At 69.1% G+C, this 22,767-nt stretch carries 28 protein-coding genes; 14 read left to right on the forward strand and 14 right to left on the reverse strand.

The genetic code is table 11. The annotated features are described in order from the left end of the window. Positions 1–44: 44 nt before the first annotated feature. Together C9J87_RS04580 and C9J87_RS04585 are read right to left on the reverse strand one after the other, a co-directional pair. Complete coding sequence (locus tag C9J87_RS04580; protein ID WP_107704852.1) at positions 45–479, reverse strand: Rv3143 family two-component system response regulator; 435 nt, start codon at positions 477–479, stop codon at positions 45–47. A gap of 1 nt (position 480) precedes the next feature. Next, positions 481–1,350, reverse strand: coding sequence for a cytochrome c oxidase assembly protein (locus C9J87_RS04585; RefSeq protein ID WP_232819830.1), 870 nt, complete (start codon positions 1,348–1,350; stop codon positions 481–483). A 130-nt stretch (positions 1,351–1,480) separates the two neighbouring features. Between C9J87_RS04585 and ctaE the strand changes: the two genes are divergently transcribed. The 4 genes from ctaE to qcrB are packed head-to-tail and all read left to right on the forward strand — an operon-like array spanning position 1,481 to position 5,863. Further along, positions 1,481–2,122 carry an aa3-type cytochrome oxidase subunit III gene (gene ctaE, locus C9J87_RS04590; RefSeq protein ID WP_036491008.1) on the forward strand — a complete coding sequence of 214 codons (642 nt, stop codon included), beginning with the start codon at positions 1,481–1,483 and terminating at the stop codon, positions 2,120–2,122. A gap of 41 nt (positions 2,123–2,163) precedes the next feature. Beyond that, a complete protein-coding gene (gene qcrC / locus C9J87_RS04595; RefSeq protein ID WP_107704853.1) occupies positions 2,164–3,051 on the forward strand; it encodes a cytochrome bc1 complex diheme cytochrome c subunit in 888 nt (295 codons plus the stop codon). Then, on the forward strand, positions 3,048–4,115 hold the full coding sequence (gene qcrA / locus C9J87_RS04600; protein WP_010833615.1) for a cytochrome bc1 complex Rieske iron-sulfur subunit: 1,068 nt from the start codon (positions 3,048–3,050) through the stop codon (positions 4,113–4,115). Before qcrC ends, qcrA begins: the two co-directional genes overlap by 4 nt. After that, positions 4,112–5,863 carry a cytochrome bc1 complex cytochrome b subunit gene (gene qcrB, locus C9J87_RS04605; protein ID WP_010833616.1) on the forward strand — a complete coding sequence of 584 codons (1,752 nt, stop codon included), beginning with the start codon at positions 4,112–4,114 and terminating at the stop codon, positions 5,861–5,863. Before qcrA ends, qcrB begins: the two co-directional genes overlap by 4 nt. Positions 5,864–6,202: 339 nt before the next feature. Here the strand turns inward: qcrB and C9J87_RS04610 are convergent, their stop codons facing one another. The 4 genes from C9J87_RS04610 to ctaC all read right to left on the reverse strand — a co-directional run bounded on the left by C9J87_RS04610 (position 6,203) and on the right by ctaC (position 10,576). Next, positions 6,203–7,387, reverse strand: a complete 1,185-nt coding sequence (locus C9J87_RS04610) for a L,D-transpeptidase (protein ID WP_107704854.1) — start codon at positions 7,385–7,387, stop codon at positions 6,203–6,205. 119 nt (positions 7,388–7,506) lie between these two features. Then, positions 7,507–7,905, reverse strand: a complete 399-nt coding sequence (locus C9J87_RS04615) for a cytochrome c oxidase subunit 4 (protein ID WP_107704855.1) — start codon at positions 7,903–7,905, stop codon at positions 7,507–7,509. Then, positions 7,902–9,662 carry an aa3-type cytochrome oxidase subunit I gene (ctaD, locus tag C9J87_RS04620; protein WP_456299533.1) on the reverse strand — a complete coding sequence of 587 codons (1,761 nt, stop codon included), beginning with the start codon at positions 9,660–9,662 and terminating at the stop codon, positions 7,902–7,904. Before ctaD ends, C9J87_RS04615 begins: the two co-directional genes overlap by 4 nt. After that, on the reverse strand, positions 9,659–10,576 hold the full coding sequence (ctaC, locus tag C9J87_RS04625) for an aa3-type cytochrome oxidase subunit II (protein ID WP_232819831.1): 918 nt from the start codon (positions 10,574–10,576) through the stop codon (positions 9,659–9,661). The genes ctaD and ctaC overlap by 4 nt, the downstream gene beginning before the upstream one ends. 139 nt (positions 10,577–10,715) lie before the next feature. Here ctaC and C9J87_RS04630 point away from each other — a divergent pair, with 139 nt between their 5' ends. After that, positions 10,716–11,813, forward strand: a complete 1,098-nt coding sequence (locus C9J87_RS04630) for a cysteine desulfurase family protein (RefSeq protein WP_232819832.1) — start codon at positions 10,716–10,718, stop codon at positions 11,811–11,813. Then, positions 11,810–12,046 carry a sulfurtransferase TusA family protein gene (locus tag C9J87_RS04635; protein WP_010833622.1) on the forward strand — a complete coding sequence of 79 codons (237 nt, stop codon included), beginning with the start codon at positions 11,810–11,812 and terminating at the stop codon, positions 12,044–12,046. The genes C9J87_RS04630 and C9J87_RS04635 overlap by 4 nt, the downstream gene beginning before the upstream one ends. Before the next feature lie 22 nt (positions 12,047–12,068). Here the strand turns inward: C9J87_RS04635 and C9J87_RS04640 are convergent, their stop codons facing one another. After that, positions 12,069–13,055, reverse strand: a complete 987-nt coding sequence (locus C9J87_RS04640) for a carbohydrate kinase family protein (RefSeq protein ID WP_036491013.1) — start codon at positions 13,053–13,055, stop codon at positions 12,069–12,071. Positions 13,056–13,162: 107 nt separating this feature from the next. On the opposite strand from C9J87_RS04640, the gene C9J87_RS04645 reads away from it, so the two are divergent. Next, the gene (locus C9J87_RS04645; protein ID WP_010833624.1) at positions 13,163–13,405 is read left to right on the forward strand and encodes a hypothetical protein; all 243 of its coding nucleotides are present in this window, start codon (positions 13,163–13,165) and stop codon (positions 13,403–13,405) included. 66 nt (positions 13,406–13,471) lie between these two features. On the opposite strand, the gene erpA is transcribed toward C9J87_RS04645, so the two are convergent. Beyond that, positions 13,472–13,834, reverse strand: coding sequence for an iron-sulfur cluster insertion protein ErpA (erpA, locus tag C9J87_RS04650; protein ID WP_010833625.1), 363 nt, complete (start codon positions 13,832–13,834; stop codon positions 13,472–13,474). Between the two features lie 83 nt (positions 13,835–13,917). Further along, complete coding sequence (locus tag C9J87_RS04655) at positions 13,918–15,000, reverse strand: glycerate kinase family protein (protein WP_107705015.1); 1,083 nt, start codon at positions 14,998–15,000, stop codon at positions 13,918–13,920. Positions 15,001–15,090: 90 nt separating this feature from the next. Between C9J87_RS04655 and C9J87_RS04660 the strand changes: the two genes are divergently transcribed. Genes C9J87_RS04660 through C9J87_RS04670 form a run of 3 tightly spaced genes read left to right on the forward strand, consistent with a single transcriptional unit; the run spans position 15,091 to position 17,526 of the window. Continuing rightward, positions 15,091–15,978: a GNAT family N-acetyltransferase gene (locus C9J87_RS04660; protein WP_010833627.1), complete on the forward strand. Its 888-nt coding sequence runs from the start codon at positions 15,091–15,093 to the stop codon at positions 15,976–15,978. A 32-nt stretch (positions 15,979–16,010) separates the two neighbouring features. Further along, positions 16,011–17,183, forward strand: a complete 1,173-nt coding sequence (gene nadA, locus C9J87_RS04665; RefSeq protein WP_010833628.1) for a quinolinate synthase NadA — start codon at positions 16,011–16,013, stop codon at positions 17,181–17,183. Further along, positions 17,176–17,526 (forward strand): zinc ribbon domain-containing protein YjdM, encoded by a 351-nt coding sequence (locus tag C9J87_RS04670; RefSeq protein WP_010833629.1) that lies wholly within the window; start codon positions 17,176–17,178, stop codon positions 17,524–17,526. The genes nadA and C9J87_RS04670 overlap by 8 nt, the downstream gene beginning before the upstream one ends. A 6-nt stretch (positions 17,527–17,532) precedes the next feature. Here the strand turns inward: C9J87_RS04670 and C9J87_RS04675 are convergent, their stop codons facing one another. The 5 genes from C9J87_RS04675 to C9J87_RS04695 are packed head-to-tail and all read right to left on the reverse strand — an operon-like array spanning position 17,533 to position 20,328. Continuing rightward, complete coding sequence (locus tag C9J87_RS04675) at positions 17,533–17,760, reverse strand: hypothetical protein (RefSeq protein ID WP_010833630.1); 228 nt, start codon at positions 17,758–17,760, stop codon at positions 17,533–17,535. 8 nt (positions 17,761–17,768) lie between these two features. Beyond that, positions 17,769–18,341: a PspA-associated protein PspAB gene (gene pspAB / locus C9J87_RS04680; RefSeq protein ID WP_107704858.1), complete on the reverse strand. Its 573-nt coding sequence runs from the start codon at positions 18,339–18,341 to the stop codon at positions 17,769–17,771. 4 nt (positions 18,342–18,345) lie between these two features. Continuing rightward, positions 18,346–19,254 (reverse strand): zinc metalloprotease HtpX, encoded by a 909-nt coding sequence (gene htpX / locus C9J87_RS04685; protein ID WP_010833632.1) that lies wholly within the window; start codon positions 19,252–19,254, stop codon positions 18,346–18,348. Positions 19,255–19,261: 7 nt separating this feature from the next. Next, positions 19,262–19,540 carry a PspA-associated protein PspAA gene (gene pspAA / locus C9J87_RS04690; RefSeq protein WP_010833633.1) on the reverse strand — a complete coding sequence of 93 codons (279 nt, stop codon included), beginning with the start codon at positions 19,538–19,540 and terminating at the stop codon, positions 19,262–19,264. Then, positions 19,537–20,328 (reverse strand): PspA/IM30 family protein, encoded by a 792-nt coding sequence (locus C9J87_RS04695; RefSeq protein WP_010833634.1) that lies wholly within the window; start codon positions 20,326–20,328, stop codon positions 19,537–19,539. Before C9J87_RS04695 ends, pspAA begins: the two co-directional genes overlap by 4 nt. Before the next feature lie 119 nt (positions 20,329–20,447). On the opposite strand from C9J87_RS04695, the gene C9J87_RS04700 reads away from it, so the two are divergent. The 4 genes from C9J87_RS04700 to C9J87_RS04715 all read left to right on the forward strand — a co-directional run bounded on the left by C9J87_RS04700 (position 20,448) and on the right by C9J87_RS04715 (position 22,721). Further along, positions 20,448–21,035 (forward strand): DUF3043 domain-containing protein, encoded by a 588-nt coding sequence (locus C9J87_RS04700; protein ID WP_010833635.1) that lies wholly within the window; start codon positions 20,448–20,450, stop codon positions 21,033–21,035. 152 nt (positions 21,036–21,187) lie between these two features. Beyond that, positions 21,188–21,736, forward strand: coding sequence for a GNAT family N-acetyltransferase (locus C9J87_RS04705; RefSeq protein ID WP_010833636.1), 549 nt, complete (start codon positions 21,188–21,190; stop codon positions 21,734–21,736). Beyond that, complete coding sequence (locus C9J87_RS04710) at positions 21,736–22,425, forward strand: AzlC family ABC transporter permease (RefSeq protein WP_036491018.1); 690 nt, start codon at positions 21,736–21,738, stop codon at positions 22,423–22,425. The genes C9J87_RS04705 and C9J87_RS04710 overlap by 1 nt, the downstream gene beginning before the upstream one ends. Next, on the forward strand, positions 22,425–22,721 hold the full coding sequence (locus C9J87_RS04715) for an AzlD domain-containing protein (RefSeq protein WP_010833638.1): 297 nt from the start codon (positions 22,425–22,427) through the stop codon (positions 22,719–22,721). The genes C9J87_RS04710 and C9J87_RS04715 overlap by 1 nt, the downstream gene beginning before the upstream one ends. Positions 22,722–22,767: the final 46 nt, after the last annotated feature.

The raw sequence follows: 22,767 nt of genomic DNA on the forward strand, positions 1-22,767 counted from the left end.
CGCAGTGGTGCTGCACCCGGTCCGTCTCGCCGACCGTCACAGGCTCAGGCGGTGGTCGCCGGCACTCGCGAGCGCAGCAGCGACACGACGGCCTCGGCGAGCTGGACCGGGTCGATCGGGTGCGGCACCGCTGCCTCGGCCCGCGACCACGTCGCCAGCCAGGCGTCCTGCGGACGACCGGTCAGCACCAGCACCGGCGGGCACTGGTAGATCTCGTCCTTGAGCTGCTTCGCGATGCCCATGCCACCGGCGGGGACCGCTTCTCCGTCGAGGATCGCCAGGTCGATGTGGCCGGCGTCCATGTTCTGGATCACGACCGGCTCGGTCGCGACCTCGACGTACTCCAGCTCAGGCAGGTCGGGATGCGGCCGGCGGCCGAGGGCGAGGATGACCTGCTGACGGGTGTCGATGTCGTCGCTGTAGACGAGGACCTTCAGGGCAGCGCGTTCCGATGACGTGGTCTGGCTCACGTTCGGCATGCTATCCCTCGCGGTCGGCCCGCGCCGCACGTGCCTCCATCAGGTCCAGCCGCCGGTCCTCGCGCACGGCCTCCTTCATCGAGGACCGCACCCACTGCACGAACAGCACGACGAAGAACACCAGGCCGATCAGGTCTCCCGCGCCCCAGAGGATCCCGCCGGCGAGGTGCTGGTCCTCGAGCGCCGGCGGCAGCCAGGACGCCATCGGCCCTTCCCGCAGCGCGAGGTAGTGCTCCTCGCCCAGCAGCGTGGTCTGGCCCATGATCGTCACGCCGAGGAACGCGTGGAACGGCAGCGTCATCACGGTCAGCAGCACCCGGAACGGGTAGCCGACGCGACCGGGCAGGGGGTCGATCCCCATCAGGGGCCAGAAGAACAGCGCGCCGACCGTCACGAGGTGGACGTGCATCATCTCGTGCACGAACGGCGAGGCCAGCGAGGCGGCGTACCACCCGGAGAAGTAGAGCGCCCACGGCGAGATGACATAGAGCAGGAACGTCAGCGGCGGGAACGAGAGCACCTTCGCCACCCGTGAGTGGAGTACGGCGAGGAGCCAGCGCCGCGGCCGTGGCGGGAGCGTGCGCAGGGCGAGCGTGACGGGCGCGCCGAGCGCCAAGGACAGCGGCACCAGCATCGACAAGATCATGTGCTGCACCATGTGCACGCTGATCAGGGTGGTGTCGTAGCGCCCGATCCCCGAGGCCGTGGCGAAGAAGAACGACCCCATGCCGGCGACCACGAAGGCCAGCGTGCGCCCGATCGGCCAGGCGTCCCCGCGGCGGCGCAGCACGGCCACGCCGACGAGGTAGAGCCCCACGATCCAGACGGTCAGGACGAAGGGCAACGGATCGATTCCCCAGTCGGTGAACACGCGTCCGACGGTGAACCGCTCCAGGTTCGGATCACTCTGCAACGCTGCACTCACCACGGTGTGAACAATATGACGCCCAAAGTGAGGGGGTCGGGGTGCCCTCGGCAACGGCTACCGACATAATGAGTCCGTGGCGACAGCACAAGCGACGATTCCGGCATCCCGACTGCACGGGCACCACGATCGACCGAGCATGGTCAGCGTGGGCACGATCATCTGGCTCTCCAGTGAGCTGATGTTCTTCGCAGCCCTCTTTGCGTCCTATTTCACGATCAGGGCCGTGAGCCCCGACCTGTGGGCGCAGGAGACACAGCTGCTCAACGTGCCCTTCTCGACGGCCAACACCATCATCCTGGTGCTGTCCTCGGTGACCTGCCAGCTCGGCGTCTTCGCCGCGGAGCGCGGCCAGGTCGGGCGCAAGGGCTCGGTCCTCAACGTCGGCGGCTGGGGCCTGCGTGAGTGGTTCATCCTCACGTACATCATGGGCGCCGTCTTCATCGGTGGCCAGGCACTGGAGTACGCCGAGCTGATCCACGAGGGCATGACGATCCCGAGCTCTGCCTACGGCACGATGTTCTACCTCACCACCGGCTTCCACGGCATCCACGTGACCGGCGGTCTGATCGCGTTCCTCTTCGTCCTCGGACGCACCTATCTCGCACGTCGCTTCACCCACGAGCAGGCCGTGACCGCCATCGTCGTGTCCTATTACTGGCACTTCGTCGATGTCGTGTGGATCGGGCTGTTCGCCACGATCTACCTCATCAAGTAGCCCCCAAAAGCGACACCTCCCGGACAGTCAGGATTCTCCAAGTGCGTTTGTTGAACCGCTCCGCAGGTCGGATCTCCCGGCACCGCCGCGGACCCGTCGCGGGTCTGGCCGTGCTTCTCCTCGGCCTGCTCATGACTGGTGGCCTCTACACCGTCTTCGCCCCCGCCCAGGCCCAGAAGGCCCAGAGCGACACCGAGCTCATCGAGGAGGGGCGCAAGCTCTTCCTCGTCGGTTGCGCCTCGTGCCACGGCGAGAACGGCGAGGGCATCGCCACCGTCCGTGACGGCTACCTCAAGGGCCCCTCGCTGGTCGGTGTCGGCGCGGCCGCCGTCGACTTCCAGGTCGAGACCGGGCGCATGCCCATGGCCCAGCCCGGACAGCAGGCGCCCCGCAAGGAAGCTGCCTACAGCGCCGAGGAGACGGCCGCGCTGGCGGCGTACGTCGCGTCGCTGGCCCCCGGACCGGCGATCCCGTCCGAGGCGGACTACTCGATCGAGGGACTGTCCGAGGAGGAGCGCGAGGAGGCGATCGTGCGCGGTGGTCAGATCTTCCTGACCAACTGCACCGCCTGCCACAACTTCAACGGCTCCGGCGGCGCCATGCCGCGCGGCGGCTACGCCCCCTCGCTGAAGGGTGTCGAGAGCAAGCACATCTACGAAGCGCTGCTGACCGGCCCGCAGGCCATGCCCAACTTCAGCAACGGCAACCTCTCCCCCGAGGAGAAGCGCGACGTCATCGCCTACCTCCGCAGCCTCGAGACCACCCCTGAGTACGGCGGTTTCGGACTCGGCGGCCTCGGCCCCGTCTCCGAGGGCCTGTTCGCCTGGCTCTTCGGCATCGGCGGTCTCGTCGGCTTCGCCGTGTGGATCGCCGCTCACACCACCCGCACCTCCAAGACCCACCCGATCGAAGAAGGGGCAGAGGCATGACCGACTCGCACGACCACACGCCCGCCGTCGTGGAAGAGCCGATCGCCAACCCCGGTCTGCCGGCGCACCAGTGGCGCCCCACCGACCTCGACGAGCGCGCCGCCAAGCGCGCCGAGCGACAGGTTGCCGGCTTCTTCGGCCTCTCGATGGTCTGCGCGATCCTGTTCGTGGTCGCCTACTTCACCCTCGAGATCGGTGACAACTTCGACACCTTCATCGGGCTGGGCGCCTCCACCGTCGCCCTGGGCCTGGCTCTCGGTGGCGCGCTGCTGTTCATCGGCATCGGCATCATCCAGTGGGCCCGCAAGCTCATGGGTGACCACGAGATCTCCGAGCTGCGCCACCCGGCGGCCTCCAGCGACGCGGACCGCGAGGCCACCCTCGAGGCCCTCTCGCTCGGCATCGAGGAGTCCGGCATCGGCCGTCGACCCCTCGTGCGCAACACGCTCCTCGGCGCCATGGGCATGATGGGCCTGCCGGCCGTCGTGCTGCTGCGCGACCTCGGACCGACCAACGCGCAGGTCGCCGACGCCGAGAAGGGCACCGGACTCCAGCACACCATCTGGAAGAAGGGCATGCGCGTCGTGCGCGACGTGGTCGGCACCCCGATCAAGGCTTCCGAGCTCGAGATCGGTGACCTCGTCAACGCCGCCCCCGAGGCGCTCTTCCCGACCGAGGCCAACGGCTACCCCGAGATCGAGGGTGTCGAGCTGCAGGTCCAGAAGGCCAAGGGCGCGATCATCATCGTCAAGATGGAGCCCGACGAGATCAAGGCCGGCGAAGGCCGCGACAACTGGACCGTCGACGGCGTCATCTGTTACTCCAAGATCTGCACCCACGTCGGTTGCCCGATCTCCCTGTACGAGCGGACCACGCACCACGTCCTCTGCCCGTGCCACCAGTCCACGTTCGACCTGGCCGACAGCGCCAAGGTCATCTTCGGTCCTGCGCACCGCCCTCTCCCCCAGCTGCCCCTGGCAGTCGACGAGGAGGGCTACCTCATCGCACAGGCCGACTTCAACGAGCCCATCGGGGCTAGCTACTGGGAGCGTGAGAAGCAATGAGTCTCGACACGAGCAAGGTGGCGAACTCCAACCGCGCCACCGCTGCAACACCTGCCAAGCCCTCCAAGCTCGGCGGCGTCGCCGGCTGGGCAGACGAACGTCTGGGCCTGGCCACCATGGCGAAGAAGAACCTTCGCAAGGTCTTCCCGGACCACTGGTCGTTCATGCTGGGCGAGATCGCCCTGTGGAGCTTCGTCGTCCTGCTCCTCTCGGGTGTCTTCCTCACGCTCTGGTTCAACCCGAGCATGGGCGAGGTCCACTACGAGGGCTCCTACGACCAGCTGCGCGGCATCGAGATGTCGGAGGCCATGGCCTCCACTCTCAACATCTCCTTCGACGTGCGCGGCGGCCTGCTGATGCGCCAGATGCACCACTGGGCGGCCATGCTCTTCATCGCCGCGATGATGGTGCACCTCCTCCGCGTTGCCTTCACCGGCGCCTTCCGCAAGCCGCGTGAGGTCAACTGGGTGATCGGCTGCGTCCTGCTGCTGCTCGGCACGCTCGAGGGCTTCACCGGCTACTCGCTCCCCGACGACCTGCTCTCCGGCACCGGCGTCCGCGCCGCGGACGGCTTCTTGAAGGCCACCCCGGTCGTCGGCAGCTACATGTCGTTCTTCCTCTTCGGCGGCGAGTTCCCCGGCGATGCGATCATCCCGCGCCTCTACATCATCCACGTGCTGCTGATCCCGGGCCTGCTGCTCGGCCTGATCGCCGCTCACATGCTGCTGCTCGTCTACCACAAGCACACGCAGTGGGCCGGCCCCGGCCGCACCGAGGAGAACGTCGTCGGCTTCCCGATGCTCCCCGTCTACGCCGCGAAGGCCGGTGGCTTCTTCTTCATCGTCTTCGGCGTCTCGGCCATCATGGGCGGCCTGCTGACGATCAACCCGGTCTGGAAGTTCGGCCCCTACGACCCGACCAAGGTCACCGCGGGCTCCCAGCCTGACTGGTACATGGGCTGGCCCGACGGCCTGCTGCGGATCATGCCCGGCTGGGAGTCGGTCCTCTTCGGCTACACCATCTCCTGGAACGTCATGATCCCGATCCTGATCGTGCCGCCGCTGATGCTGATGGTGCTGATCATGCTGCCCTTCATCGAGGCCTGGATCACCGGCGACAAGCGCGAGCACCACCTGCTCCAGCGCCCGCGCAACGCGCCGACCCGCACGGCCGTCATGGTGTCCCTGATGACGTTCTACGGCCTCGCCTGGGCCGCAGGCGGCAACGACATCATCGCGATCAAGCTCAACGCGAGCATCAACCAGATCACCTACTTCATGCGAGTGGCGGTCTTCGTCGGTCCCGCGATCGCCTTCTTCGTGACTCGCCGCTGGTGCATCTCGCTGCAGCGCCACGACAACGAGAAGCTGCTCCACGGCTACGAGACCGGCGTCATCATGCGCTCCACCGAGGGTGGCTATACCGAGCGGCACCTGCCGATCAGCGAGGCTTCGGCCTACACCCTCACGGCGCGCGAGCGCGACGAGATCTACACCGTCGACGGCGACACCGACGCCAACGGCGTCGTGGCCCCGGGCTCCCGGGTCCAGGCCGTTCGGGCCTCGTTGTCGCAGAAGATGTTCGGTCACAACGTGCAGAAGCCGACCGCCGAGGAGCTCGAGGAGGCGCACCACCACGCCGAGCACGAGCACGTCCTGGAGGCGGGTCTCGACCACCCGGCCGACGGACACCAGTTCGACGGGCACAGCGACCACACGGTCGAGGACGCACCGCTGCGCGGTCACTGACCCACCGCTCCACCCACTGGCCCGGCTCTCTCGAGAGCCGGGCCAGTGGCATTTCGGGGTGGCGGCCCCTCCCCCGGGCAGCCCCTGGAGCTCGCGGCACACCGCCTGCCGCCTGCATGGTGGCGGCACCTCGCAAGCTCGGCCGGGGTTTCGGCGCAAGGTGCCGCCACCCCCGCAGAGCCAGCCACGACGGTGGCGGCAGATCACGAGTGCGAAGGCCACGCGGAGGCAAAGTGCCGCCACCCCAGGAGACAGCCGGCAAGGTGCCGCCACTTCACGAGTGCGCCTCCCCCGTCGGGTGCCGCCACCACGCCGCTCTGAGCCAGCGGCGGGTCGACCTCAGCTGAGGGCGGAGCCCGCCTTGTACGACGCGAAGTCGGCGTTCCAGTCGCCGTACCCGTTCTCGAGCGTCATCCAGCGGTCGGTGCCGGTGTACTCGACGACGTCGCCACGCTTCGTCATGGCGTAGAGCCAGGCGGCGTTCTCGGTGGACAGACCGGTGCAGCCGTGGGAGACGTTGGCGGAGCCCTGCGAGCCGACCGACCACGGAGCGGCGTGGATGAACTCACCGCTGCTGGTCACCCGCATCGCCCACTGGACGTCGTCGATGTCGTAGGCCTCGGGGTCGTTGCTCGCGATGCCGACGGTCTCGGAGTTCATCCGCTTCTCGGCGAACTTCTCCATGATGACCTTGGTGCCGGAGCGAGTGGTGAAACCGGGTTTCCCCGTGGTGATCGGGATGGTCCGGACCAGCGCACCATTGGTGAAGACCTGCATCTGGTGGGACGCCGCGTCGACCTTGTAGACGTTCGCGTCGCCGACGTGGAAGTCGATCACCCGGCTCTCCTGGCCGTAGATGCCGTTGCCGGCCGGGATCGAGTTGAGGTCGAGGTCGACCGAGACGTCCGTACCGGCCTGCCAGTAGGTCCTCGGCCGGAACCGAACCTCGTAGTCGTTGAACCAGTGCCACGTGCCTGCCTGCGCCGGCGTGCTGGTCACCGTCATGTGCCGCTCGAAGGCGGCCTTGTCGCTCACCGGGAGGTCGAACCTGACCACGACCGGCATCCCGACACCCACCGTCTCGCCGGCCAGCGGCGCGACGGAGGGGTAGGCCTGCTGGTCGAGCGTGAGGTCCTCGGTGTGGAACCGCAGCTGCTTGGTGACGACCTGGCCGTCGTTGCGCTCGGCCCTGGCTCGCGCGACGTAGTCGGTGCCGGGCTCGAGCCGCGAGGCGAGCGTCCAGGTCTGCCCGTCGCGGTCGCCGTCGAGCTTCGTCCCGTCGCCGGCGAGGAGCGTGAGGGTCTTCAGGGTGCCGTCGACCAGCTTGAACCGCAACGGCGCAGCGATGCGTACGGCGCCCAGGTCCGCGGCACTGGCCGTGAGCCGGACCGGGACGACCGGACCGGACTTCTCCGGCGACTCAGCCCCGCCACGGATGTCGTCGAGGCCCTCGGCCACGTCGCAGGCCGCGAGGGAGGCGGTCAGCAGTAGTGCCGCACCGATGACGCTGAGACGTGCAGACATGAACGCGTTACCCCCGTGAAGACCGACGATCGGTCCTCAGCGTAACCCCGCGCCCGCAACGCGACCCAGTTCTGGGCGTCGTGGTGACGTGGACTACGTCACCACGACGCAACCGGGGATCAGTGCGCGTGCTCGCCGCGGTAGTACTCGAAGATCCAGCCGCTCAGCGTCACCATGCCGATGACGCCGCCGATGATGAACAGCCACCAGGCGGACATCGCGGTCGCGAAGACCACGGTGGACAGCGCCAGGGCGCACCACAGCGGCCACCACGAGTAGGGCGGGAAGAAGCCCAGCTCGCCCGCGCCGTCGGCGATCTCGCCGTCCTTGCGGTCCTCGGGACGAGGGTCCATCCGGGCGGCGTGCACGCCGAGGTAGAGCGAGACCATCAGCGTCAGCAGGGTGGTCATCGTCAGGGCCGACGTGCCGGTCCAGTCGTAGGTGATCAGCCAGTAGGCCGGCGTGACCAGGACCAGGAAGACGGTGCAGATGACGAACAGCCATGCTTCGTTCTTCATCGGGCGTCTCCCTCGGTGTCGATGTCGTTGTCGATGCGGTCGTTGAGCATGGCCTCGCGGCCCTCGACCTCAGGCGCGTCGGCGAGGTCGCCGCGGCGCTCCGCGTCGTTCTCGTGCAGCTCGAGCATCGCGATCTCCGGGTGGTGCAGGTCGAAGGCCGGCGACTCGGAGCGGATGCGCGGGATGGTGACGAAGTTGTGACGCGGCGGCGGGCAGCTGGTGGCCCACTCCAGGGAGCGGCCCCAGCCCCACGGGTCGTCCACGTCGACGAGCGGCGCGTTGCGCGAGGCGAAGACGTTGTAGAGGAACGGCAGCGTCGAGGCACCGAGCAGGAAGGCACCGATCGTGGACACCTGGTTGAGCGAGGTGAACCCGTCCTCGGGGAGGTAGTCGGCGTAGCGACGGGGCATGCCCTCGACACCGAGCCAGTGCTGGACCAGGAAGGTGGTGTGGAAACCGACGAAGAGCAGCCAGAAGTGCAGCTTGCCGAGGCGCTCGTTGAGCATCCGGCCGGTCATCTTGGGCCACCAGAAGTAGAACCCGGCGAACATCGCGAACACCACGGTGCCGAACACGACGTAGTGGAAGTGCGCGACCACGAAGTAGGAGTCGGACACGTGGAAGTCGAGCGGCGGGCTGGCCAGGATGACGCCCGTGAGGCCACCGAACAGGAAGGTCGTCAAGAAGCCGATCGACCACAGCATCGGGGTGTCGAAGGACAGAGATCCCCCCCACATCGTGCCGATCCAGTTGAAGAACTTCACGCCTGTCGGTACGGCGATGAGGAATGTCATGCCGGAGAAGAACGGCAGGTCCACGGCGCCCGTGACGAACATGTGGTGCGCCCACACGGCGACCGAGAGGATCGCGATGCCGAGCGTGGCGCCGACCAGTCCGACGTAGCCGAAGAGCGGCTTGCGGCTGAAGACCGGGAGGATCTCGGACACGATGCCGAAGAACGGCAGCGCGATGATGTAGACCTCCGGGTGACCGAAGAACCAGAAGAGGTGCTGCCACAGGATCGGCCCGCCGTGGACGGGGTCGAAGACGTGGGCACCGAAGAGGCGGTCGGCCTCGAGCGAGAGCAGCGCGCCGGCGAGGATCGGGAACGCGATCAGCACGAGCAGCGAGGTGATCAGCGTGTTCCACACGAAGATCGGCATCCGGAACATGGTCATGCCGGGTGCGCGCATGCAGATGATCGTGGTGATGAAGTTGACGGCACCGAGGATCGTGCCGAGACCGGCCATCCACAGACCCATGATCCACAGGTCACCACCGACACCGGGCGAGCGCACGGCGTCGGACAGCGGCGTGTAGGCGAACCAGCCGAAGTCGGCGGCACCGGCCGGGGTCAGGAAGCCGGAGGCAGCGATCAGGCCGCCGAACAGGAACAGCCAGTAGCTGAACATGTTCAGTCGCGGGAACGCCACGTCGGGCGAGCCGATCTGCAGCGGCATGATCACGTTGCCGAAGCCGAAGAACAGCGGCGTCGCGAACAGCAGCAGCATGATCGTGCCGTGCATGGTGAAGAGCTGGTTGTAGAGCTCGTCGTTGACGACCTGGTTGCCCGGGAACGCCAGCTCGGAACGGATCAGCATGGCCATCAAGCCGCCGACCATGAACCACCCGAACGAGGTGATGAGGTACATCTTGCCGATCAGCTTGTGATCGGTCGTGGTCATGATCCGGACCAGCTGCTGGCCCAGCGTCTTGCCAGCAGGCGTTGCGGTGGTCGCCGCAGTCGCGGTGCTCACTCGTGGCCCCCTTCAGTGTCGTCGTGGAGCCCGGCCACGGTGCGGGCGTTGGCGCCGCCGAGCAGCGGGGCGTCGGACTCGGCGCCCTGCTCGGCCAGGCCTGCGAGATAAGCGTCGTAGTCAGCCTGGCTGACGACCTTGACGTCGAAGAGCATCCGCGAGTGGTCGACACCGCAGAGCTCGAAGCACTTGCCGTTGTAGTCGCCGATCACGGTCGGCGTGGCCTGGAACTTGTTGATCCGGCCGGGCACGACGTCCATCTTCATCAAGAAGGCGTCGATGCCGAAGGAGTGGATGACGTCCGGCGAGTGCAGGTTGAACTGGATCCGCTGGTCGACCGGCAGGATCAGCGTCGGACGCGAGTCACCGTCGCCCACCGTGTAGACGTAGCCGTCGTAGCGGTAGTCGTTGTCGGTGTAGTTGGGCGTGGCCGGCCCGGTGGGCTCGCCGACGCCGTGGTTGAAGGTCCACTGCCACTGCTGGCCGACGACCTCGATGGTCACGTCGGGCTCGGGCTCGATCTCGATCATCTCGTTCTGGACGTTGACGGTCCAGTAGAAGAAGACGATCACCATCATGATCGGCGCGATCGTGTAGAAGATCTCGAGCGGCAGGTTGTAGCGCGTCTGCACCGGGATCTCGTCGTCGCTGCGGCGGCGGTACTTCACCACGACCCAGAAGATCAGCGCCCAGACGATGGCGCCGGTGATCATCGCGGCCACCCAGGACCACTTCCACAGCTCGAAGGTGTGGGGCGCCTGGGCCGTCGCTGGCTCCGGCATCGCGAGCCGCGCGATCTGGTCCTTGTCAGCAGCATCGCATGCGCTCAGGAAGAGCAGGGTCGCTGCGATCAGCGCACCCATGGCAAGCCGGCGCACCGGCGCGGCTGCACGTTTGGGGAGTTGCAGACCCACGAACGAGCCTCTCTCTAGGTCCAGTCTCGACACGAGCGAAGACTATCGTCATTCAGGTCCGGTGGCGGTGGCGGGTCGGGTGTCGAGCCGCTCACGTTCCCGGGGGCGCCGATCACCGTCGATGGTCTACGTTCGGCGCGTGAGCAAGGATATCGACGCCGCGTCCTCGACGCCCTTGCACCCGGCGGCGCGCGAGGCGTTCCTGGCCGCCCTGGATCGGGGGTACGCCGATCCGCGGCGCCTGCACGCCACGGCCCGCGACGCCCGCCTCCTGCTGGACAACGCGCGCGAGGCCACGGCCGACGCCCTCGCCGTACGACCCGACGAGGTGTCCTTCACGGCCACCGGCACCGAGGCGGTGCACCGGGGGCTGCTCGGGCTGGCCTACCGCGGGCTGCGCGACGGGCTGCCGATCGCCCACACGGCCGTCGAGCACTCCGCCGTCCTGCACGCCGCCCGCTGGGGCGGCACTCCCCTGCCGGTCGCGGTCGACACCGCGGGCCACGTCGACCTGGCGCAGCTGCCCTCGACGGCTGCGGTGGTCGCGGTCCAGAGCGCCAACCACGAGGTCGGCACCCTCCAACCCGTCGCGAAGGCCGGCGCACAGACCGACGCGCCGCTCTTCATGGACGCCTGCGCCTCGATGGGCCGGCTCCCCCTCCCCCAGGGCTGGGCCGCCGCGGCCGGCTCCGCGCACAAGTGGGGCGGGCCGGCCGGTGTCGGCGTGCTGCTGGTGCGCAAGGGCGCCCGGTGGCGCAACCCCTTCCCCGGCGACGACCGGGTCGACGAGCGGACCTCCGGCTTCGAGAACGTCCCCGCGATCCTCGCGGCCGCGGCGTCGCTCCAGGCCGTGGTGGCCGAGCGCGACGAGGTCAACGCCCGCCAGCACGCACTCATCGCCCTGGTGCGCGCCCGCGTCGCCGCGGAGGTGCCGGACGTCGAGGTCGTGGGTGATCCGGACGACCGGCTCCCCCACCTCGTCACGTTCTCGTGCCTGTACGTCGACGGCGAGGCGCTCGTCCACGAGCTGGATCGGCGCAGCTTCGGGATCGCGAGCGGGTCGGCCTGCACGTCCTCGACCCTGGCGCCGAGCCACGTCCTGGAGGCGATGGGGGTGCTGACCCACGGCAACGTGCGGGTCTCGCTCCAGCGCGACACCACGCGTGAGCAGGTCGAGGCTTTCTGCGACGTGCTGCCCGAGGTCGTCCGCGAGCTGCGAGCGAGGGTGGGACTGTGACCGAACCCGTCGTCGAGCTGGACTGTCGGGAGCTGCGCTGCCCGATGCCGGTCATCGAGCTGGCCAAGCACCTCACCGACGTCGAGGTGGGCCAGCTCATCGGCGTGGTCGCCCACGACGTGGCAGCACGCGTCGACGTACCGGCCTGGTGTCGCCTGCGCGAGCAGGAGTACGCCGGGGAGGACACCGCGTCCGACGGCGCGCCTCGTTATCTGGTCCGGCGACTCAGCTAGTCACAGGACCGGAGCGACCTCGTCAGGGGTGCAGCGTGACGAGGTGCGGTTCGAAGTCCGCGGTCGCGTCGGCGCCGTACGTCGCAGTGCAGCGCTCGAGGAAGGCCGCGCGCGACAGGACGTACTCCTGGGTGCCGACCTGCTCGACGACGTAGACCGCGAGCAGGCAGCCGAGCTGGGCCGCGCGCTCGTGGGAGAGGCCCCAGCCGAGAGCGGCCAGGAAGCCGGCGCGGAACGCGTCGCCGACACCGGTGGGCTCGACCTTCTCGATCTCCGGGACGGCGGCGACGGTGATGGACTCCGCGCCCTCGCGGTCGATGCGGACGCCCTCGGCGCCGAGCGTGACGACCCAGGTGCCGACGCGGGAGAGGACGTCCTCGACCGACCAGCCGGTCTTCTGGGTGATGAGGTTGGCCTCGTACTCGTTGGAGAAGAGGATCTCGGCGCCGTCGATCAGCGGCCGGATCATGTCGCCGTCGCCGAAGGCGAGCTGCTGCGAGGGGTCGGCGACGAACTTGTAGCCGCGCTGGCGGCACTCGTCGGTGTGGCGGAGCATCGCCTGCGGGTCGTCGGGGCCGATCAGCACGAAGTCCGGGTCACCGACGCGGTCGGCGATCGGCTTCAGCTCGATCTCGCGGGCCTCGCTCATGGCGCCGGGATAGAAGCTGGCGATCTGCGCGTGCGCGCTGTCGTTGGTGCAGACGAAGCGCGCGGTGTGCCGCGTCTCGGAGACGTGCACCGACTCGCAGTCGACGTTGTGGCGCTCCAGCCAGGCGCGATATTCCGCGAAGTCCTCGCCGACGGCACCCACGAGCACGGGCGTCAGACCGAGGTTGCCGAGGCCGAAGCAGATGTTGGCGGCGCAGCCGCCGCGGCGCACCTCGAGGTCCTCGACGAGGAAGGAGACCGACAGCTTGTCGAGCTGGTCGACGACGAGGCTGTCGGAGAACTTGCCCGGGAAGGACATCAAATGGTCGGTCGCGATGGATCCGGCAATGAGAAGAGGCACGGCGGAACAGTACCCGCGCGCGCGTCTGCGCCCACATCGTTGAGCCCTCGAAAACTACCGATCGGTACGACGTGGGCTACGCACGAGTAGCCGTTAGCGTCCTTGGCATGACGCCTCGCACTCCTGCCTCGCACCTGGTCCACGACGAGCTGTCGCCGACCCCGGAGATGGCTGCCGACTGCCGCGCCCTCGGCGCGAACCTCCACCTCGAGCGGGTTGCCCGGGCGGCGGTGGAGACCCCGCCCAGCCTCCACTTCGCGGACTTCCCCAGCGACGTACCCAAGCGCGAGATCCAGGTGAGCGAAGCCGCCGCCCGGATCGCCAACGCGCTCCACCTGCATCTCGACTGAGCCCTCCCAGGTGTCGAGACAAGGCAAAGGCCCCCGTCCATCGGACGGGGGCCTTTGTGTGGTCGATCAGTGGAAGGAGTCTCCACACGCGCACGAGCCCGTGGCGTTGGGGTTGTCGATCGTGAAGCCCTGCTTCTCGATGGAGTCGACGAAGTCGATCTGCGCACCGTTGAGGTAGGGGACGCTCATCCGGTCGACGACCACGGTCACGCCGTCGAAGTCGGTGGTGACGTCGCCGTCGAGGGTGCGCTCGTCGAAGAAGAGCTGGTAGCGCAGGCCCGAGCAGCCACCAGGCTGGACGGAGATGCGCAGGGCCAGGTCGTCGCGACCCTCCTGCTCGAGGAGGCTCTTGACCTTGGACGCTGCGACATCGCTCAGGTTGATCTGGTCGGTGCGGCGGTCAGTGGTCGTCTCGAGCTGCTCGGTCATTGGTGCTCCCAAAAAGATTGTCGGGCGGTTGCCTGGCTCAATCCTCGCACATCAGCGGTTATTCCCCGACCCGTTGTGACGCATCAGCGAGACCAGGTGCGAGCGGTCCGCTGCGCGAGCTCGGCGAGGGCACCGGAGGGGTCGGCGAACGCCCGCTCCTCCCCCACCAGGTCGACGAGGGAGTAGGCCGACTCGATGCCCAGCGCCCGCATCTCCCGAGAGCCGACGAGCACCTGCCCTGCGAGCGCGATGCAGGGGCGCAACGCCTCGGCTGCGATCCCGGCGACGCCGTACGGCACCTTGCCCGAACGGCTGGAGAAGTCGAAGGCGCCCTCGCCGGTGATGACGAGGTCGGCTCGTCGTGCCCGGGCTGCCAGGCGCACGTGCTGCGCGACCAGCTCGATCCCCGGCTCCCGGGTGGCACCGAGGGCGAGCAGCGCGAAGCCGATGCCGCCGGCGGCACCGGCGCCCTTCTCGAGGGAGGTACGGCGATCGGTGGCTGCCGCGAACTTCTCGAGGACGCCGTCGATCTCGACGATCCGGTCCTCCTCGATGCCCTTCTGCGGGCCGAAGGTCTTGGTCGCGCCGAAGAGGCCGGTCAGCGGGTTGTCGACGTCGGTCGCGGCGACTAGCTCGATGCCGGCCAGGCGTTCCCGGGCCGGCCCCAGGTCGACGGTGGTGACGGTGTCGAGGGCGATGGCGCCGCTGTCGAGGATGCCGTCGGAGGTGGCCCCCAGCGCAGCCAGCACGCCGGCGCCGCCGTCGTTGGTGCCGGAGCCGCCGAGCCCGATCACGATCTTGCGGGCCCCGGACTCGATGGCCGCGAGGATCAGCTCCCCCACCCCGGAGCTGTCGCCGAGCTCGGCGCCGCCCTCCATCAGGTGGATGCCGACCGCCTGCGCGGACTCGATGTAGGCGACGTCCTCGACGAACAGGATCGTCGCGGGCACGCGCTCGCCGTGCGGGGCCTCGACGGCGACGCCCAGGAGCTCCCCACCGAGAGCGGCGTGGAGCACGTCGACGAACCCCGGGCCGCCGTCGGCCATCGGCGCCAGGTCGAGCACGTCATCGGGCGAGTGCCGCCCCCAGCCCTCGGCGATGGCGTCGGCCGCCTCGACCGCGGTCAACGTGCCGGCGAACTTGTCGGGAGCAATCAGCACGCGCATGCCGGCCATCTTGTCGCACGTGCACACACGATCCACAGCGCGCTGCGCCACTTCGCTCGGGGTCATCGGAGTGCACGGCAGGATGGCGCCATGACGCAGGTGCTGATCCGCCCGGCCCGGGAGGCCGACCTCGAGGCGCTGAGCGCGATCACGGCGACGAGCTACCACGAGGTCGACCGGCGGACGTTCCACCGCTCCTGGCCCGACCCGGAGATCAGGCCACCGGCTCGCAACGGCCTGTGGATCGACCGCACCCGCCACACCCTCACCACCGACCCAGAGGGCTGCTGGGTCGCGGAGGTCGACGGCGAGGTCGTCGGCGGCGCCATCTCCCGCGTGCGGGAGCTGATGTGGATCCTCGCGTCGTTCGCGGTCAGGCCCGGGCTCCAGGGGCAGGGCATCGGCCACCAGCTGCTCGCTGCCGCGATGCACCACGGCCGGGGGTGCCTGCGCGGGATGCTCGCCGCGAGCGCGGATCCGGGCGCCGTACGCCGTTATCGGCTCGCGGGCTTCACGCTGCACCCCCAGATGTTCCTCACCGGGGTCGTCGACCGCGACGCGATCCCCGTCGTCGAGCGGGTCCGTGAGGGCTCCGCCGGTGACATCGACCTGCTCAACTCCATCGACCGGCAGACCCGCGGCGCCGCCCACCTCTCCGACCACGAGGTGCTGCTCGACCAGCTGCGCCTGATCGTCTGCGAGCGCACGAACGGCGCCGCCTATGCCTACGTCGACGAGACCGGCGCACCGTCCCTCCTCGCAGGCACCACGCGGCGTACGGCGACGGACGTCATGTGGGAGGCCCTCGGCTCCTCGACGCCCGGCACGACGGTCTCGGTGCACCACATCACCGCGGCCAACGAATGGGCCGTCGACGTCGGCCTGGCCGCGCGGATGTCGCTGCACCAGAGCGGCTACCTGTGTCTCAGGGGCATGAAGCCGCCGGCGCCCTACATCCACCACGGATCGCTGCTGTGAGGGCAGTGGGCCGCCCCCAATAGACTGGGGCCATGACCACCATCGACCTGCCGCTGCTCCCGCTGGGCAAGGGCCGCGACCTCACCGCAGAACGCGGCGTGGAGTGCCCGGGCGACATGCCCGCCGCCTCCGACCCGGACCTCGTGGCGCGCGCCCGCGCGGCGAAGGAAGCCCTCGGCGACCGGGTGTTCGTGCTCGGCCACCACTACCAGCGCGACGAGGTCATCGAGTTCGCCGACGTCACGGGCGACTCCTTCAAGCTCGCGCGCGACGCGGCCGGGCGCCCGGACGCCGAGTTCATCGTCTTCTGCGGCGTGCACTTCATGGCCGAGTCGGCCGACATCCTCACCGCCGACTCGCAGAAGGTGATCCTTCCCGACCTCGCCGCCGGCTGCTCGATGGCCGACATGGCGCGCCTCGGCCAGGTCGAGGACGCCTGGGACGCGATGGCCGACGCCGGCGTCCAGGACAGCATCGTGCCGGTCACCTACATGAACTCCTCGGCCGACATCAAGGCCTTCTGCGGCCGCAACGGCGGCGTGGTCTGCACCTCGTCCAACGCCGACGTCGCCCTCGAGTGGGCCTTCGAGCAGAAGCCCGACGCGAAGATCCTGTTCTTCCCCGACCAGCACCTCGGGCGCAACACCGCGGTGCTGAAGATGGGCTTCTCGCTCGACGACTGCGTCGTGTGGGACCCGCTCCAGCCCGGTGGCGGCCTCACGGCCGAGGAGCTGCAGAACGCGCGGATGATCCTGTGGAAGGGCCACTGCTCGGTGCACGGCCGCTTCACCCCGGAGGTCATCGACGCGCTGCGCGAGAAGCACGAGGGCATCAACATCCTCGTCCACCCCGAGTGCACGCACGAGGTCGTCCTCAAGGCCGACCTCGTCGGCTCGACCGAGTTCATCATCAAGACGATCGAGGCAGCCGAGCCCGGCACCACCTGGGCGATCGGCACCGAGCTCAACCTCGTCAAGCGGCTCGCCGACGCCCATCCGGACAAGAACATCGTCTTCCTCGACCGCAACGTCTGCTACTGCTCGACGATGAACCGCATCGACCTCCCCCACTTCGTGTGGGCGATGGAGTCGCTCGTCGCCGGCAACGTCGTCAACCAGATCATCGTCGACGACGAGACCGAGCAGCACGCGCTCGTCGCCCTCCAGCGCATGCTGGACCTCCCCGGAAAGTCCCACCGTGACTGACACCCTCCCGGCCTGCCCGTCCTGCGCGTCGGCCTACACCTACGAGATGGGCACGCTCCTCGTCTGTCCCGAGTGCGCCCACGAGTGGTCCCTCACCGAGGCGGCGGAGGAGGCGGCCGCGGCCGTCGTCAAGGACGCCCACGGCACCCCGCTGGCCGACGGCGACGACGTCGTCATCGTCAAGGACCTGAAGATCAAGGGCGCCGGCGGCGGCACGCTCAAGGTCGGCACGAAGGTCCGGGGCATCCGGCTCGCCCAGGGCGTCGGCGACCACGACATCGACGCCAAGGTCGACGGCTTCGGTCAGATGCAGCTCAAGTCGAGCGTGGTCAAGAAGGCCTGACGCAGGTCAGTCGAGCGGCCAGTCGGCGGCCTTCGCCGGCAGTTCCTGGAGGCTCGACGCGAGCTTGGTCGCGTTGCGCTGCACGCGCTCGAGCAGGCCCGCCAGGTCGTCGTCACTGCCCTCGGGGAGTACGTCGATGGCCAGCTCGACGGCCATCGTGATCGCTGCCACGGTGTTCTTCAGGTCGTGGGCCGCCTGCTCGGCGAACGCAACGAGCTCCTCGCGAGTGCTCATGGGGGTGCTCACAGCCCGGGCGCATTCCACAGGGCGAGCCACTTCTGCAGGTCGCGCTCCATCGGCAGCTCGGCCGCGAGGTGGTCACGCACGCTGATCTCGGTCAGGTTGTCGCGCTGGTGGGCGCCGGTGGGCGCGAAGGCGTAGAAGGTCCCGCCCTTGTAGAGGTAGACCAGCCCCACCGGTCGCTCGGCCGGGCCGGTGAAGGTCACCATCGAGCAGAGCAGGCCGGACCCGAAGCCCTGCGCCTCCAGGCTGGTGTTGACGGCGTGCAGGTCGGTGCACAGGTCGGCCAGGTTGTCGGGGTCGCCGTTGACCACCAGCCACGTGAAGCCGAAGTCGTCGCGGCTCACCTCGACCGCGGGCGCGTCCGGGTCGTCGGAGATGAGCGCCGTCATGTCGTCCTGCGTCTGGGCGAAGGCTGCGCCGGTCGCTGATCGGTAGCAGACAGCACCCTGACCGGTCGGCGTGAAGCCGGCCGCGGTCTGGAGCGTGATCGCCGCGCTCGGGACCAGGAACAGTGCGTCGAGGTTGTTGGTGACGCGCTTGTTGCGCCCGGTCACCGCATCCACCCAGCGCACGGCCTCAGCCCATCGGGCGCGCGAGCTCGGCCTGGATCCGGGCCAGCTGCTCGAGGCGCTGCTCGAGGGAGGGGTGGGTCGCCGTGAGGGTCTTCATCGAGATGCCGGCGACGGCCGGGACGATGAACAGCGAGTTGACCGCGCTGTTGGCGCGCAGGTCCTTCTGCGGGATGGCGCCGGCTCCCCCGGAGATCTTGGTCAGCGCCGAGGCGAGGGCCTGCGGCTTCATCGTGAGGTAGGCGCCCGAGCGGTCCGCACACAGCTCGCGGTAGCGCGAGAGCAGGCGGAGCAGCAGGAAGCTGACGGCGTAGACCACCAGGCTCACGAGGACGGCGACCAGGACAGCGGGCAGCCCGCCGTTGTTGCCGCGTCCCCGCGACAGACCCGTGAACTGGGCGCCCCTGGTCAGCATGCCGGCCAGGATGCCGGCCGAGGAGGCGAACGTCATGACCAGCACATCGCGGTGGGCGACGTGGCTCAGCTCGTGGGCCAGCACCGCCTCGAGCTCCTCGGCGTCGAGGAGCTGCAGGATGCCGGTGGTCACGCACACCACGGCCCGGTCGGGCGAGCGGCCCGTCGCGAAGGCGTTGGGCAGGTCCATGTCGGCGACGCCGACGCGCGGCTTGGGCATGTCGGCCAACGCGCAGAGCCGGTCGATCATCCCGTGCAGCTCGGGGGCCTCCTCGGGAGTCACCTCGCGCGCTCGCATGGCCTTCATGGCGACCTTGTCGGAGGACCACCACTGCCAGAACACCAGGCCGATGCCGGCCAGGCCGATCAGGACGACGAACGGGCCCTCGACCACGAACATCAAGGCGACGATCAGCGCCACGAACAAGGCGCCGAGCAGGAACATGACCAAGGTCATCCGGGCCGTCAGACCGGCGTCCTTGATGAAACGCGAATGCGCCACGGTCAGGTCAGCCGGGGATCAGGCCGTCATCGCCGAGCAGCTCGCGCACCTCGTCGATGCTGGCGTCTCCCGGAGGCAGGATGAGGTCGGACTCGTCGAGGCTGTCGGGCGCGTGGTGGGTGCCGTTGGAGCGCACACCCGCCAGCAGCCCGGCCAGGGCGGTCCGGAACATCTCCTCGTCGCCCGCCTCGATCGCGAGCTCGATCTGCTGGTCGAGGCCGTTGAGGGCGTCGAGCGCGTGGTCGGCCACGTCGTACTGGCCCTCGCCGAGGATGCGGACGATCATGCCGGGCCGCCCTCGCTGATCTCGCGCTCGATCGCCTGCCGCTCGGAGTCGGCGAGGATGTCGCCGTCGCCGGCCTCGATCGCCTGCGGCTTGCTGCTCCCCTTGAGTCGCGCCAGCTCGGACTCGACGTCGGAGGTGGAGCTGAGGGCGTCGAGCTCGCGAGCGATGTCGTCGCCTGCGTTGAGCGAGGACGCGTCGTCGAGGGCGCCGGAGGCGATGAGCTCGTCGATGGCACCGGCCCGGGCCTGCATCTGGGCCGTCTTGTCCTCGGCCCGCTGGATCGCGAGGCCGACGTCGCCCATCTCCTCGCCGATGCCCGACATCGCCTCGCCGATGCGCGTCTGCGCCTCGGCCGCGGTGTAGTTGGCCTTGATCGTCTCCTTGCGCGTGCGGAAGGACTCGACCTTCGTCTGCAGGCGCTGCTGGGCGAGGACGAGCTTCTCCTCCTCGCCCTGGAGGTTGGCGTGCTGGACCTGGAGGTCCTGGATCTGCGTGGTGAGCCCCGACTTGCGGGTCAGCGCCTCACGGGCCAGGTCCTCGCGGTCGGCAGCGATGGCCTTCTCGGCCTGCCCCTGGAGCTTGGCCGACTGCGTCTCGAGCTGCTTGATCTGCAGCTCCACGCGCTTGCGGCTCGTGGCGACGTCGGCGACCCCGCGGCGTACTTTGCTCAACAGCTCCAGCTGGCGCTGGTAGCTGTAGTCAAGGGTCTCGCGCGGATCCTCGGCGCGGTCGAGCGCCTTGTTGGCCTTGGAACGGAAGATCAGACTCAAGCGCTTCATCACACTCATGGGGATGTTCTCTCCTGTGTCACCCTCGGGGTTCTGCCTTCACCCTAGGACCAAACCCAAAGGCAGTGATAGGCGCCGGTAGGCTGAAGGTTCACGTCACCCGATCTCATGAGGCTCAGTTGTTCGGTCGAAGCAAGTCGCAGGACACCAGCTCCACCACCCCGGTCGTGGACAAGCCGGGTGGCAAGGGCCGCCCGACGCCGAGCCGTAAGGAGGCCGAGGCGGCGGCGAAGGCCCGCGCCAAGGTGCCGCGCACCCGGCGCGAGCAGATGATGGCCAAGCGCGGCGTCAGCGCCGAGTCGAGCAAGACCATCCGGGCCGGCATGAAGGCCGGGGACGAGCGCTACCTGCTCCCCCGGGACAAGGGCCCGGTCCGCAGCTTCATCCGCGACTTCGTCGACTCGCGCTTCTCCTTCGTCGAGCTGATGGTGCCGCTGCTCATCGTGACGCTGCTGCTGGGCTACTCCGGCAACTCCTACCTCGTCGGCGTCGGCAACACCGTGCTGTTCGGCACCGTCCTCCTGGTCGCGCTGGACATCTTCGTGATGCGCTTCCGGCTGCGCCGTGAGCTCGCGCGACGCTTCCCCGACGAGCCCACCAAGGGCACGACCTACTACGCGATCATGCGTGCGCTGCAGATGAAGTTCATGCGGATGCCGAAGGCCAAGGTCAAGATCGGGCAGACGCTGCCCGAGCACTACCGCTGAGCTCCGGTTGATCCTCGGGCTCGCCAGGGCGCTGGCCTCCGGGGCTGGCCCAGCGTCGTCGTCGCCGGCCTGGCCCTCTCGGTGGCCGGAGCCATCCATCTGGGGCGGCAACCGGGGTCAGCCCCCGTTACGCCTGGTGTGAGGATGGGCCCATGAGCCACGCCCCGACCGCCGACGTGTCCGTGCGCATCGCTTGGGCCGACGACGCCGATGCCATCGCCGCCGTCCAGGTCCGCGCTTGGCAGGTGCTGTACGCCGATGTGGTCCCTGCCGAGGCCCTGCCGTCCGACCCCGAGCCGGTCGCGGCGGCCTGGCGGGTGTCCCTGGGCAAGCCCGACGACGCCCGCAACCGGGTGCTGGTCGCGCTCGAGCGCAACCGCGTGACCGGCTTCGCCGTCACCGGTCCGACGTCCGACCCGGACGCCAACCCGATCGACGACGGCGAGCTCAGCGAGCTCACCCTCGACCCCGCCGAGCGCGGCAAGGGCCACGGCTCGCGCCTGCTCCAGGCGGCCGTCGACACCCTCGCCGCCGACCGGTTCACCCGCGCGGTGAGCTGGGTCATCGCCACCGACGACGACCACCGCCGCTTCCTGACCGAGGCAGGCTGGGCGCCCGACGGCGCCCACCGCGAGCTCGACCTCGACGGCACCGGGACGACCACGGTCAAGCAGGTCCGGCTCCACACCGCGATCGGCTGATGTCGGCTCCCCTGCCACCTGCCGAACGCTCGCGGATGATCCGCGACGGCATCGCGGTCGGGATCGCCACCGGCACCTACGGCATCTCCTTCGGCGCCGTCGCGGTCACGGCAGGGCTGAGCGTCCTGCAGGCCTGCGCGCTCTCGTTGCTCGTCTTCACGGGGGCGTCCCAGTTCGCGCTCGTCGGTGTGGTCGCGGCGGGCGGTGCGCCTCTGAGTGGCGCCATGACCGCGATCCTGCTCGGCACCCGCAACACCCTCTACGGCCTGCGGTTGGCGCCGCTCCTCCAGTTCTCCGGCCTGCGCCGGGTCGCCGCCGCCCAGATCCTCATCGACGAGTCCACCGCGATGGCGGTCAACCGCGGGTCGGCACCGGCCGCACGCGTGGGCTTCCTGAGCACCGGGCTGGCCGTCTTCGTGCTCTGGAACGCCGCCACCCTGCTCGGCGCCCTGGCTGGTACGGCGATCGGTGACCCCCGCACGTTCGGGCTCGATGCCGCGGTCGGCGCGGCGTTCCTCGCCCTCCTGTGGCCGCGGCTGAGCGATCGACGCAACCAGGTCGTGGCGGTGTGCGCCGGCGCCGTCGCGCTGGGCCTGGTGCCCTTCACGGCGGCCGGGGTGCCCGTCCTGGCCGCCGGCGGGGTCGCCCTGCTGGCCGGCGTCCTGACTCATCCTTCGGAGCGCCCCTGATGTGGCTCGCGATCATCGTCGCCGCGCTCGGCTGCTACGCCCTCAAACTCGCCGGCCTCTCATTGCCCGAACGGGTGTTGAGCAACCCGCTCGTCGAGCGGATCGCCGACTTCATCCCGGTCGCACTGCTCGCGGCGCTCATCGCCGTACAGGTGTGGTCGGACGGGCCTGCCCTGACCGTGGACGCCCGGACAGCGGGTCTCGGATTCGCGGTCGTGGCCCTGCTCGTGCGGGCGCCGTTCCTGGTGGTCGTGATCGGCGCAGCGGTCGTCTCTGCGCTGGTCCGTCTCGCCTGACACGGTTGCCCAGGTGGTTACCCAATCTCGAGATTCGAAGGATTCG

Source organism: Nocardioides allogilvus (assembly GCF_003047285.1).
In the GTDB taxonomy this organism is placed as follows: domain Bacteria; phylum Actinomycetota; class Actinomycetes; order Propionibacteriales; family Nocardioidaceae; genus Nocardioides; species Nocardioides allogilvus.